The 13,536-nt window shown below is 61.3% G+C and carries 8 protein-coding genes and 1 pseudogene; 8 read left to right on the top strand and 1 reads right to left on the bottom strand.

Annotated elements, in window-relative coordinates; genetic code table 11:
- The first annotated feature begins 73 nt into the window (after window positions 1-73).
- The 8 genes and pseudogenes from proX to QFZ91_RS36480 all read left to right on the top strand — a co-directional run bounded on the left by proX (window position 74) and on the right by QFZ91_RS36480 (window position 11,825).
- On the top strand, window positions 74-1,096 hold the full coding sequence (gene proX / locus QFZ91_RS36515) for a glycine betaine/L-proline ABC transporter substrate-binding protein ProX (protein ID WP_429526274.1): 1,023 nt from the start codon (window positions 74-76) through the stop codon (window positions 1,094-1,096).
- Between the two features lie 114 nt (window positions 1,097-1,210).
- A complete protein-coding gene (gene pcaC / locus QFZ91_RS36510; RefSeq protein WP_008919376.1) occupies window positions 1,211-1,603 on the top strand; it encodes a 4-carboxymuconolactone decarboxylase in 393 nt (130 codons plus the stop codon).
- A 422-nt stretch (window positions 1,604-2,025) separates the two neighbouring features.
- Entirely contained in the window at window positions 2,026-3,132 is a 1,107-nt protein-coding gene (locus tag QFZ91_RS36505; RefSeq protein ID WP_429570245.1) for an S-(hydroxymethyl)glutathione dehydrogenase/class III alcohol dehydrogenase, read from the top strand.
- Window positions 3,133-3,148: 16 nt separating this feature from the next.
- Window positions 3,149-3,586: pseudogene (locus tag QFZ91_RS36500) on the top strand (alpha/beta hydrolase-fold protein); the annotation flags it as partial.
- A 413-nt stretch (window positions 3,587-3,999) separates the two neighbouring features.
- A complete protein-coding gene (locus tag QFZ91_RS36495) occupies window positions 4,000-6,426 on the top strand; it encodes a beta strand repeat-containing protein (RefSeq protein WP_429570244.1) in 2,427 nt (808 codons plus the stop codon).
- Window positions 6,427-8,183: 1,757 nt separating this feature from the next.
- Complete coding sequence (locus tag QFZ91_RS36490; RefSeq protein WP_429570243.1) at window positions 8,184-8,591, top strand: BON domain-containing protein; 408 nt, start codon at window positions 8,184-8,186, stop codon at window positions 8,589-8,591.
- 717 nt (window positions 8,592-9,308) lie between these two features.
- Window positions 9,309-10,325, top strand: coding sequence for an alpha/beta hydrolase (locus QFZ91_RS36485; protein ID WP_429570242.1), 1,017 nt, complete (start codon window positions 9,309-9,311; stop codon window positions 10,323-10,325).
- 69 nt (window positions 10,326-10,394) lie between these two features.
- On the top strand, window positions 10,395-11,825 hold the full coding sequence (locus tag QFZ91_RS36480) for an ATP-binding protein (protein WP_429570241.1): 1,431 nt from the start codon (window positions 10,395-10,397) through the stop codon (window positions 11,823-11,825).
- A 117-nt stretch (window positions 11,826-11,942) separates the two neighbouring features.
- Here QFZ91_RS36480 and QFZ91_RS36475 read toward each other — a convergent pair whose 3' ends face one another.
- Window positions 11,943-13,457: an alginate export family protein gene (locus tag QFZ91_RS36475; RefSeq protein ID WP_429570240.1), complete on the bottom strand. Its 1,515-nt coding sequence runs from the start codon at window positions 13,455-13,457 to the stop codon at window positions 11,943-11,945.
- Window positions 13,458-13,536 lie beyond the last annotated feature (79 nt).

The raw sequence follows: 13,536 nt of genomic DNA, 5'->3' as shown, positions 1-13,536 counted from the left end.
GTGCAGCAACGGGTTTCCCGGGAGCATGTTGTGTCATTCGACGAATGAACATTTGAACGATGGAGGAGTATCAATGAACGCATTGGTAAAAGTGATCGCTGCGGTTGCGACCGGTTTTTTGTTCGCAGGTACGGTGGGCGCGCAGACACTTCCGGGTAGTGGGAAGACCATACGCTACGCGCAAGATGACAGTCTTGGCGGCAACTACGTAGTCGCGCAGATAACATCGCAGGCTCTGAAGAAACTCGGCTACGACGTCCGGCTGAGCACCATGGATACGACCTTGTTTTTTCAAGCGGTCGCGCAAGGCGACATGGACCTGGCGACAGACGTGACCTTGCCTCAGCGCGAGCCGGGTTTTCGCGCGATCTCGCAGCAGGCGACGGTGGTCGGTGACGGCATGATCATCGGTGGAGGAATCAACGGCTATCTCGTCGACAGGAAAACTGCGCTTGCTCACAACATCACGAATCTGGAGCAGATGAAGGATCCGAAAATCGCGGGGCTGTTCGGCCGCGATGGCAAGGCGGAAATGATCAGCTGCGATCCTGCCTGGAGTTGTGGCGTCGTCGTGGACTATCAGCTCGACAAATTCGGCTTGAAGCAGACAGTCAGCCCCGTGCGAGGCAAGTACGAAGCCCTCATGGCAGACGTCATTACGAAGGTGCAAAACGGGAAGCCTGCGTTTTACTACGCATGGAGTCCATCGTGGATGACCAATGCTTTGAAACCCGGCACCGATGTCGTATGGTTGCCCACTCCACAGGACGCGCTTCCGCCCAATATCCCGAACCGCGGTACGGCATTGGTCAATGGAGTGGTCGGCTGCGCTGGCGGAGCCAATCCGTGCCGAATGGCCATGGGCTCGTGGAACTATGACACGGTGGCAAACAAGGCATTTCTGGCGGCGAATCCCGCGGTCAAAGCCCTGATCGAGCAAATCCGGTTTCCACTCGCGACGTGGTCTGAATGGGAAGGCGTGATCAGTAAGGATGGCGGGTCCGTGAGCGTTGTGAAGAAGCTTTCGGATGCGTGGATCGCGAGCAACCAGTCTCAATTCGATCAATGGGTCGCCACAGCAAGCAAGGCTCATTGATTTTACGCATCTCCTCATCAACGATTCGAGAGGTTTGGCGCAGATTTCGATAACGGGGGCAGGGCATTAGAAGTCGTGAGACTGCCACGCCCCATATTCGAACAGGAGATTCGCATGATTCAGGAATTATTTGAAACCGGTATGAAGATCCGGCGAGAGGTGCTGGGTGACGCGTATGTCGACTCGGCCATTGCGAATGCGGATGACTTCAACATGTCGATGCAGACACTCGTCACCCAGTATTGCTGGGGGGCAGTGTGGAGTAGGCCAGGGCTGGATAGGCGGACACGCAGCCTGCTCAATCTGGCAATGTTGACAGCCCTTAACCGTCCGCATGAGCTGAGGCTTCATATTCGGGGGGCTCTCAACAACGGGGTAACAAAGGAAGAGATCCGTGAAGTCTTTCTACAAACGGGAATCTACGCGGGGATCCCCGCGGCGATCGACAGCTTTCGGGTTGCGCGAGAAGTATTCAAAGACGACTTTGAGAATTCTCAGGTTTCTTGATACGTTTTCCGACGCCTCGAAGATCAATTGCAGATTGGAGCTGTCGAATCTATCGAAAGTAAGCAATGCCCGCCCACCACGAGCAGATCGACGGGAAGCCCGCTTCTTCATGTGTGTGTTCTCGGCAATCATCCTCTGATGCTCCTCGAACTGATCCCACGTGATGTACCCTGAGTGATGGTCGCGCAACAGGACGCTCCAGTCTGGGCGGCGAGAATCATTTTGGCCGGTCGTGTATAGCGGCGAAGGTTTTGTCCGGTAGGGAGGAGGATTCCCAGTCGCGATACCCGGCCTGCCTCGTGGCGGCCACCGACTTTCGGCCAATTTGCACTGTATTTTCGTCAACACGCGGAAAACTAACCTCGTTGCTCATGATCGTGGTCGATGATTCCGACCAGTCGTAACGTGAGTGACGAGGACATATGAAGACCAAAGCAGCAATCGCATGGAAAGCCGGCGCCCCATTGACGATCGAGGAAGTCGATCTCGAAGGTCCGCGCGCCGGTGAAGTCCTGATCGAAGTGAAGGCGACGGGCATCTGCCACACGGATTACTACACGCTCTCGGGCGCCGATCCCGAAGGCATCTTTCCGGCGATTCTCGGCCACGAAGGCGCCGGCGTGATCGTCGATGTCGGGCCGGGAGTCGGCACGCTGAAGAAGGGCGATCACGTCATTCCGCTCTACACGCCCGAGTGCCGCCAGTGCAAGTTCTGCCTGTCGCGCAAGACCAACCTGTGCCAGGCGATCCGCTCGACGCAGGGCAAGGGCCTGATGCCCGATGCGACTTCGCGCTTCTCGCTCGACGGCAAGCCGCTGTTTCACTACATGGGCACGTCGACGTTTTCGAACTACATCGTCGTGCCGGAGATCGCCGTCGCAAAAGTGCGTGAAGACGCGCCGTTCGACAAGATCTGCAACATCGGCTGCGGCGTGACGACCGGCGTTGGCGCGGTTGTGTATTCGGCGAAGGTCGAGGCAGGTGCGAACGTGGTCGTGTTCGGGCTCGGCGGCATCGGCCTGAACGTCATTCAGGGCGCGAAGATGGTTGGCGCGGACAAGATCATCGGTGTCGACATCAATCCGGGCCGCGTCGAGCTCGCGAAGAAGTTCGGCATGACGCATTTCATCAACCCGAACGAAGTTGAGAACGTCGTCGATCACATTGTGCAGTTGACCGATGGAGGCGCCGACTACTCGTTTGAATGCATCGGTAACGTCAAGCTGATGCGCCAGGCGCTCGAATGCACGCACAAGGGCTGGGGCCAGTCGTTCATCATCGGCGTCGCGGCGGCGGGCGAGGAGATCAGCACGCGGCCGTTCCAGCTGGTGACGGGCCGCGAGTGGAAGGGCTCGGCGTTCGGCGGCGCGCGCGGACGCACCGACGTGCCGAAGATCGTCGAGTGGTACATGGAAGGCAAGATCAATATCGACGACCTGATCACACACCATCTGCCGCTCGAGCGCATCAACGAGGGCTTCGACCTGATGAAGAAGGGCGAGTCGATCCGCTCGGTCGTGCTGTACTAAGAGATGGAGCGTCGCGATGCTTGAACTACTATCGTCGCACGCCTGTCATGGCGGCGAGCAGCGCTTTTACCGGCACGAGTCGCGCACCATCGGTCTGCTGATGCGCTTCTCGGTCTATCTGCCGCCGCAGGCGTTGCATGAGAACGCGGGACGTGTGCCGGCGTTGTTCTATCTGGCCGGACTGACCTGCACGGAAGAAACGTTTCCGATCAAGGCCGGCGCGCAGCGTTTCGCGGCCCAGCAAGGCATCGTGCTGATCGCGCCGGACACGAGTCCGCGCGGCGCGGGCGTGCTAGGCGAGAGCGATGCGTGGGACTTCGGCGTTGGCGCGGGCTTTTACGTCGACGCGACCGAGGAGCCGTGGGCGCGGTACTACCGCATGTACTCGTACGTGAGGGACGAACTGCGCGAGACGGTCGTGAGCGAATTACCGGTCGATGGCGCGCGCCTCGGATCGACCGTATAACGCTTCGCGTCAAATGCCATGAGGTACGGCTTGACGCCGTACACGTCCTACGATGGGTTCCATTGCAGCGCATGTGAGCACTGAACCGCTGCAAACCGCCCTTGGACCTTGAAACAGAAGCGGCGCTAGTTGCCATCGCCCTCCGCTGTACAAAGCTTATGAACCGACAGAAAAGGCCGCAACGTCCTTGAGCAACTCGACCTCAGATTTCGTGAGCGCATCATGGATGCAGCAACACGACGAACGGCCAAAAAAGCCCGACAAGCAGGCACAAAACGACGAAGTATCGGCATCCATCCGCGGCTGCAACGGCTATTCTTCAGACACTGCGACCAGCGCGTCTCCGCTCGGCGCCGCGGTCGTTAGTGGCTCATCCGCCCCTACGCGGAGAGGGGAAATGTATGTCACGACCCAAATTACGTCCGGCTGCGCGTCACGCACCACATCGTTGGCAGTCCAGACGCATCTGGATAGCCTTAGGCATCTCGCTTGCTGGACCGTCTTTCACCTCCGCTGTGCTTGCCGCGGGCGTTCTTCCGCAAGGCGGTCAGTACGTCGCCGGGGCCGGCACTATCTCAGGTCAGGGTAACGCGCTGCTGGTCACACAGCCGGGTTCGACGCGCGGCGTGATCGACTGGAACAGCTTCTCTATCGGTGCCCAGAACCGCGTGACGTTCGATAACGGCTCAGGCGCGACCTTGAATAGGGTCACGGGCGGCTCGCCGTCGGCCATCCTCGGCAGGCTCAGTGCAACGGGCAGCCTCTATGTGATCAATCCGCAAGGCGTGGTCGTAGGCCCGTCGGGTGTCGTGACGACGGGCGGCCGTTTCGTCGCGTCCACGCTCGATGCCGACAACTGTGCGTTCATGGATGGCGGCGCACTCACGCTGTGGGGCAACTCGAATGCGAGCGTGATCAACCTCGGCGAAATCAGTTCGAGTGGCGCCGATGTCTTCCTGATCGCGCGAGGCGCGGTCGTCAACGGAGGGACGATCAAGGCGCCTGACGGTACGGCCGAGCTGGCCGCAGGCGAACAGGTGCTGCTGCAGGACTCGACCAGCAGCAAGCAGGTGTTCGTGCAGACAGGCAGTGAAGGTACGGTCGTCAACAGCGGACGCATCAGAGCCGCGCAGATCAGCCTGCAGGCCGCCGATGGCAACGTGTTTGCGCTCGCCGGCGGTGGTGCGCGCATCCGGGCCACGGGCACGGCGAACCGCGACGGCCATGTCTGGCTCGTCGCTGACGGCGGCCGGGTCGAGCAGGCGGGCGTCGTCACGGCCACGAACGCAGACGGCAGCGGCGGGACGGTCGACACCGACGCCGCGCAACTGGCGTTCGACGCAAAGGCCGCCGTCCGTGCCGGTGAATGGAATCTGTCGACGCCCGCCTTCACGATCGATCAATCCGCTGCACGCGCGCTGCGCCGAAGCCTGAATGCTGGCACCTCCGTTGATGTCGCCACGACCGGCGCGATGGGCGCAACGGGCGACATCGACGTCGCATCGAACCTGCGCTGGCGCGGTCCCGCTTCGCTGACGCTCGCCGCGTACCGCAACGTGTCGGTTGACAGCGGCGCGACGATCGCGAACAACGGCGCGGGCAATCTGAACTTGCGCGCCGACGCGAGCGGAATCGACAATGGCGGCAGCGTCACAAACAATGGCACGCTCGACTGGTCGAAGAGCGCGGGCGCGCTGAGCGCTTTCTACGACATGAACGGCAGCTACATCGCCGGCACGCAGCTGAGCAACCCGGCGTGGACACCTCCCCCATTCAGCGGGCTGGTCACGCAAATCACCGCATACAAGCTGGTGAACTCGCTGACCGATCTGACGAACGTCGCCAACGATCTCACCGGTAACTACGCGCTCGGCAGGAACATCGATGCGAGCGCGACGAGCAGCACGCCATTCGTTGCGATCGGCACCGTCTTCACACCCTTCATGGGGCAGTTCGACGGACAAGGCAATACGATCGGTTCGCTAACGGTCGCGCAGGTGGTGGCTTCCGAGTTCTCACGCTTGATGGGTATGTTCGGTGTAATCGGCCCCCCGGGCGTCGTGCGCAACCTCGACATTTCGGGCACGGCGAGCACGACTCCCCTCCAGATGGCCGTCGTCTATATGGGCTTGCTGGCCGGCATCAACAACGGCACGGTCGTTCGGGTCAACACGTCCGGCACGGTTCGTACCGTCGCATTCAGCAATGCGGTCGACTTTTCGATCGCCGGTGGGCTCGTAGGCACCAACGCCGGCTCGATCCTGCGTTCTTCGAGCAGCGCCGCCGTGTCAACGGGGGGTGGGCTCGGTGGTCTGGTGGGCACCAATAGCGGCCTGATCAGCCAGTCCTTCGCCACGGGGCCTGTCGATTCGTCGGGTTATATCGCTGAGGGCGGTGGCGGCCTGGTCGGCGGTAACAGCGGCACGATCAGCCAGTCTTATGCAACCGGCTCGACATCGTTACCTTTCTTTTGCCGAGGCGCTGCCGGTACGCCATGCGGCGGCGCGGCACTCGTCGTCATTAACTCAGGAACGATCACCCAGTCATTCGCAACCGGCTCTGTGACAAACCCGACCGGCTATGGGCCGATTGGCATCGCGCGATCCAATACAGGCACGATCGGCAACGATGTGTACTGGAACTCCGACACCACGAACGCCACAGTCGGCGTCTTGTATGGCACGCCGATTCCCGCGGCGAACGGGCTGACGACCGCTCAGATGAGCACGCCGGCCTCGTTCGTCGGATATGACTTCAGTCCGACGGGGGTGTGGTCGATGCCTGCCGGCGCGACGCATCCGGTACTGCGCTGGCAACTGGCGCAATGACACACGCGGAGTCAGTGAATAGCGCGGTTAGCGAGCTATCGGCGCGGGATGACTTTGCCCACGAATTTGCGTCAAGGCACGCGTCCGCAAAGGTCGTGAACACGCCAACGATTTCGCCTCACGAATGTCCACTGTACTCGGAGAAGAGCCGCGCAGGTCGCAACCGGGCGACTGGCCGAATCGGGTCGACAGTACGCATTCGTTGAACTCGGTAGCGGCCGTTCGTAGCCCCGTCTCGGCGAACGGCCGGTGAGCGCCCGTAAGCACGCATGTCGGCGTCGACACACGAGCGTCAGCATTGGCCGAGAACACGCCAACGAGGTCAGCCGCTGACCTTGTCGCTTTGAGGCCCGAAAAAGCCCTACAGAGCGACGCAGAGCCGCAACGGATATGCAATTCGTGTCGCCTCGGCATGGTTGTCATTAACTCGGGCCGTCCGCCGTTGCGCCGTATCGGGGGCGTGACTGGTGAAAAAAAGGGACGGCTCATCGATTTTTTAAGCATGCGCATGTCAAGGCGACACGAATTGCATGTCCTTGGCGGTTTCGCATCGTTCCTATGGTCGGTTTCGGGGCTCAAAACGACAAGAATTGGTTGGAAAACAGCGACATCAATTGCTGAACTCCACACCTCAGTGTGGAAGAAACCATAAAACTTCCGTTTGGAAGCGATATGGTGTTTTCTGTGCCGCAGGATGTAACACATGATAGACGCCAAAACCCTCCAGAGCACAGTGCTCCCACGCAGTGAAGGAGAGGGTTGGGCGACGCCAGTTCAAGTCGCACGTCCGGCGCAGCGTCGTTCCTGCGTCTGCGACCGCTGCCGGGGATGCCCGCAAGTGCTCCGAGCTGTGCCTGCCGGATGCACGAGCGGTCCGCAGGTTTATCCGCGCCCAGACCATGCTGTTTCGCGTACGTGATCAGTCGGTCGACGCTTGGGTACTGTCCCGTCGAGATCATGCGGGCCGCCTCGATCCGGATCGCCTTATCAAGCCGGTCTTTCTGCTGCTCGCGGGCGGCCCTGACAGCTTCCCGACGTCTTTCCCGCACTGCTTCCGCTATATGGCAACACAGATCCGGAAATCGGGCATACGCCTCATTGGGCGACAGGGCGCAGGGTAGTACGTGAAAGGATTGGGGGCAGGGGAAGGGGACAACTGCCGCTGAAGACGTCCCTTCCCGGCAGAAGATCACGAACTGAAATCTGCAGGATGCTCAATGCGCAGTTGTCGGCCATTGCGGACGTTGGAGTGCCGGCCACTGTGAGGCGGCTGGGAGGCGCTTTACCGCCGTTCGCTCCGTCGTAGCCTCGAATGTCAGGTAGGAGCGTACAAAGCAGCGTTGAGAAATCCACTACACCGACAACCGGAAAAACATCAGCGCGCGCCCGCTCGTCCTCGCGGCGACGGCGACCAGATCGTGCCGATCGACGGCTCCGCCAAGCTAACCACGAAGATCGTCAAAAACGCCGCTGAACGGCTAGGCTGCGCCCCCAACATGGCATGCTCGGCACGCATGTCGACGAACCCAACGCAGATCTGCTTACCCCTTCGGAACTGCCGTGCACTCCAGCGTACTCGCATGGGGATGATCTGAGCTATTCATAACACTTCAGGTTTTATCAAGGACTTTAAGGTGCGCGATCCATAAGCTGCAACGGTTCGATGACCGCTCTGACGCGGCATCATTCGCGCGGACGCGCGACCATCAAATTTTTAACGGCGGACAAAAGCTTCGCCAAACAAGGAGATCGACCAGATGAAACTGTATTCGAGGCTCAAACCGGCCGCAGCACTCGCTACCATCGTTCTGTTGACGGGCTACGCTGGCAGCGTGTTCGCCGATGACGCGGCGGTCTCATACTTGCCGCCCGTTCAGGCGCATCCCGCCGTGCCGAAGGATCCGGTCAAGGCGCAGCGTAAGACAGAGCAGAAGGCCGAGCGTGCTGCCGACCGTCATTTCGCCACCAACGTTCGTAAAGCAATCATCAAGGCAGGCGGGGTGGACGCTTCGCATATGTCGGTCGTCGCCAAGTCTGGCGCCATCACGCTGGAAGGCTCCGTGCCCGAAGCGGCGCAGATCGACCTCGCGCAGCAACACGCGCAGCAAGTCGCGGGCGTCACCGGCGTGACGAACCGGCTGAGCCTGGCAACTGCGGGACATTAAGCCGCCATCTGCATAGCGTGTGACGCGAAGCACGAGGCGTACGGCTACTCGGCTTTCCGGCACGCGCACACACCGCCCGAGACCGTCATTTCATTGCGATTTCTGCAACGTGGGGTTGCGTGGCGTCTGGCTTCCGGAGGGCAGGCGCCTCTTCTAGCCTTCCGATCTGACAAGTGTTGCCCTTCATCCGCGCCAGTGTTCGGCGGCCGCGAATACGGGGTGACCGGACCCCGCCTCGCCAAACCATGAGGCCTTCCCGACGGGGATCCGCAACCAGATCGAAGGCGCCGGCCGGTTGCTGGAAGTGCTGGCCGACTTCAACACGCCGCAGCGGCCGGTTTCCGTGGTGTCTCCGCCCACTCGCCATATGCCGCCCAAACTGAAGGTGTTCATCGAATGGCTCTCGGGCGCTCTACGAGGGCATTCCGGCGTTGCAGCGGCAGCGTCTTTCATCAGCGGGTGCGCGCTCAAGCGTGCAGTGGCGTGCTGCTTGCGATGGTGGGGCTCGCGGCGGCGCCTGATGCGGGCGCGCTGCCGGGTTTGCATCTGCGGCTAACGCTTCTTAGCAAACTTTAACTGAGCGGTCCGGCCCCGTCGCCTGGACAATAGCGGTTATCGGGACTCGGCATCGTTTCAAACTCAGCAGGTGCGCTCGGCACTGTGTGTGGCACGAGCGGGAGTCCCCGCCAACCGCTCAACTCTCCTACGTCGGCTTTTATGGACCACGTTCAGCCTGCAAGTACCGTCGATTCCGCGTCACCGCGTCTCGCGACGCCGTGGTCGTCCCACCCGGTCCTGGACCCCGACACGCAGCAGTTTCTCGATCTGGTCTCCGAAGCCGGCATGCATCCGGATTCGCTGCTCGCCCAAGAGCCATCGTTCCCCGGCCGCGCCGACAGTGACGACAGTTGCGCAGACGAATATGCCGTCATCACCGAAGCGCTGACCTTCAAGACCGGACCGACGGGCGCCATTGACGTGCACATCGTGCGACCGGCCGGCGCGCCGGGCTCACTGCCCGTCGTGCTCTACTATCCGGGCGGCGGCTGGCGCATGGCGAGCTTCGCAACCCACCGCAGGCTCGTCTCACGCCTTTCCGCTGAAGCAGAGGTGGCGGTTGTCTTCGTTCGTTGTTCGCCCGCGCCTCAGGCGCTGTTCCCGACACAGAACGAAGAGGCATACGCCGCGCTGCAATACGTCGTTGCACATGCCGAAGTGCTGCAGCTCGATGGTCGCACGGTCGCGGTGGCCGGCGATGGTGCAGGCGGAAACATCGCTGCAGTCGTGGCGCGATGGGCGAGAGACCGGCATGGCCCGAGTCTGCGCCTGCAAGCGCTGTTTTGCCCCATCCTGTCGGCAGACGCCACCACGCAGTCATATCGTCAGTTTGCGACGGGGCCCGGCATGACGGCCAGGGCGCTGGAGCGCTTCATTGAGTCACAGTTTCCTGAGAGATCGCGGTCACTCGCGGCGGCGATGCCGATAAAGTCGAAACCCGCCGAACTCGAAGACCTGCCCGCCGCACTCGTCATCACGGCAGAGAACGACATTACGCGAGACGACGCCGAAGAATACGCCCGCAAGCTCATGCGCGCAGGCGTCAGAGTGAACGCCGCTCGTTATATCGGCACGATTCATGACTTCATGGTTTTCGACGGGTTGGCTGACACCTGCCCGACAGACGCTGCGTTCAGACACGCCAGCAGCGTTATAAAGCGCGCACTCCGTCGGTAGCCGACATAACTTCAACACTCACCGCTGGGGAAGAAACGCGTGTCTATTTCCCTTGCTGGAGGCGACCTTATGAAAATCGGCCGGATCGAACTCGACATGAACGCGCGATGTTTGCGGCGCGATGGCCAGGACCTGCGACTGGGCTCGCGCGCCTTCGACTTGCTGGCGACGCTCGCCTCGGCAAACGGTCGAGTGGTGTCGCGGTCCGAGCTGATGCAGACGGTCTGGCCCGGCACCGTCGTCGAAGACTGCAATATCGACGTCAACATCTCTGCGCTGCGCAAGGCGCTGGGCGATGACCGGGACCTCATAGTCACGGTGGCACGCCGTGGCTACCGGTTGGCCCCGTCTCGGGACATACAGCCGAAACTCCGTACTGCCGCCAGTCCGCGGCCGCTCCCGCGCCGCGTAGGGAATCTCGTCGGGAGAGACGTGGCGGTGGCCAAGGCAGCCGAGGCATTGGTCGACTCCCAGGTGCTTACCTTGACGGGCACAGGTGGTGTCGGAAAATCGAGTCTTGCACTTGAACTCGCCTATCGGATAGCGCCGTCATGCCCGGCGACGGTGGCCTTTGTCGATCTTTCATCCGCAGCCACGATCGACGAGGTGCTGAGTGCGATCGCGTACGGTTGCGGTATCGACATGCCGGAGGACGTCGTCTGTTCCGAGCGTCTGGGCGCAGCGCTGTCGAATGCGCCGTGGTTGTTGATACTCGATGGTGCGGAGCACGTCATCTCAGTGGTTGCACAAATCGTGGAAGCATTGTTGGCGCCAAGCCTGAATATCCAGTTGCTGGTGACGAGCCGGGAGCCGCTGAAGATTCGCAACGAGACGGTTTTCCGGGTGAACCCGCTTGGCGTTCCCAAACTTACGGACCGTTGCGACGAGATGTTGGACAGCCCGGCTGTCCAGCTCTTTGTCCACCGTGCGCAGCAGATGCATCCGAGGTTTGTCCCTAGCATCGGCGAGATAGCGAGCATCGCAAACATTTGTCAGCGCCTGGATGGTATTCCACTCGCAATCGAGTTGGCCGCCGGCAGGGCGGAATTGTTGGGCGTCGAAGGCGTGCAGCGCCTGCTGAGCGATGGACTGTCCTTCCTATCCGGGGGATACCGCACTGCGACGGCGCGGCATCGCTGTCTACGGGCGGCCTTCGATGTCAGCTTCGACCTGTTGAGCGACTCGGCCCAGTCCCTGCTCGTTCAACTTTGCCGGTTCGTCGGACCGTTTAGCTTCGATTCGCTGCGTGGAGTCGTCAACGACATGGCGTTGACGACAGGCAGCTTGATTGAAAACATCGATGAGCTTGTCTCGAAGTCGCTTGTCAATGTCTGTATCGACGGGCCGGAGGCGATGTACAGCCTGTTCGAATGCACCCGGACGTACGTCGCAGAGAAATTCCAGTGCGCGTCGAATGAGCACGTCGCCAGCAGGGCAGTTCAAATACCTCTCGAAGGCGATGTAAGCTTTCCCGGCGAGCTGTTAGCCTTGAGCGCCTGAACAACGAGCCCGTTCGTCCATCGGGCCAGCCGGAGTCGAAGCCCGAGCGACGTAGACACATGGCGCGGTCCCGGCAACGCTCCTGACGCCGTCGGGATCGGCGATAGCCGGCAAGTCCTACCACCCGTACTTGAGTTCGACGCCCGCGTAATCGGCATTGCGGCCGCCCGCCTTACGAATCGAGTCTCCCACCTGGAAGTGCACGGCTTCGACCGAACCTACCAGGTTCGCCGCAATCGTCCAGTCCGCGCGCAATTGCACGTACATACCTGTCCACAGGCTGCCTTTTCCCGCCGTGCCCGGCACAGGCTGATTCGGCTGCTGGTACACGGCGTCGCCAGTCGTCTCGCGCCACTGGAAGCCCAGCGCGCCAAGCAGCGTGAGATTGGCCGAAGGCTTGAGCGTCATCGACGGTTTGATATGGATCAGGTTCGCGTAGCCCGTATAGCCTGCCAGCGTGAAGTAATAGCCGTTCGGAAATAGCGGATTGAAGGTCTCGAGCCGACCATCATGCGGGTGCCGGTCGCCGGACGCCGCATCGATCTGCAGTGCGACGCGCGGCGTCCACGGCATGTCGAATTTGTAACCTGCGAGCGAGCCAACCGCCCACGCGAGAACCGTACTATTACCGACCGTTCCCGTCTGCAGCATCGCCTCCGCATCCCAATCGACGCCGCCGCGTGTGCCGAAATAGTGCAGGTCCCAGACGTCGCGGTGCTCAGAACCCTGAGCGTCGAGGTATCGCGCATTGGCGTTGTTATAGCGGGACCAGTACCCGGACATGTCACCCGGCCCGACGGATTGCCGCTCGAAACGCACGCCGCTGAAAGTGAGATTGCGGTTCGATACATCGTCGAACACGGTCGCGTTGCGGTACTGCACGGGCTGCGTTGCGTAGGCGATAAAGCGCCACTTCTGGTATTCGTAGTCTGCCCAGATGGCATCGAAGGCCTGTCGTACGTTCGGGCCATCCCGTACGGCAATGAAACGCTGCAAGTCGAATGCCATTTCCTGGCGGCCAACGCGAAACTTGAACGTACCGCCACCGAGCGCTCCAGTGTAGGCTACGAATGCCTGCTCGAGATCGAGCGGATTCTTGTCCACCGGCGTGACCACGTCTTTGCCAAATGCTCGCGCATCCTCAAGTTGGACGAAAAACTGCCAGTGCTCGGCGAGATGTGCGTCGGCATGCACTTCGATGCGCTGAAGCAGATAGGTATCCGACTGCGCAGAGCCGACCCCGAACAGCGGGGCGTCATTGGTTTCGATACGCTCACGCAGGTTCGCACCAAGCGACAGATATGACGCGGGGTCGCCGCCGAGCGGAATGTACTTGAGGCTGTCGAGCGGCTTGCGCGGAACGCAGGGGTTCGAAAGCACCGACCAGTCCTCCTGCCAGCGGTTGAACATGACGGCAGGACGTTTGACGTTACACGCGTCGCTCGATGCGGCGTCGTTCACTGCCGTGCCTGCGGTCGCGCCGACCGGGTCAGCCGCGAGGTTCGCATCTGCAACCGGTTGCGCAGCCATTTGCGCGAACGCCGCGCCGGCGCCCGCCAGCAGCAGCCCGGCGATGGCCGTCAAGCGCGCGGCCTGCGCGCATCGGCGCGCGCGCATCCTACTCGATACCATGGATTTCCTTGCCTTTGTCGGCTTATGTTTGTGTTGGCCCGTCCCACTCACGCGCCGAGCCTGCACAGGATGATTCCCT

The organism is Paraburkholderia sp. JPY419, from assembly GCF_050435705.1.
GTDB classification, from domain to species: Bacteria; Pseudomonadota; Gammaproteobacteria; order Burkholderiales; family Burkholderiaceae; genus Paraburkholderia; species Paraburkholderia youngii.
The sequence above is the reverse complement of the archived record's forward strand: the minus strand, read 5'-3'. Positions and strand labels throughout refer to the sequence as shown.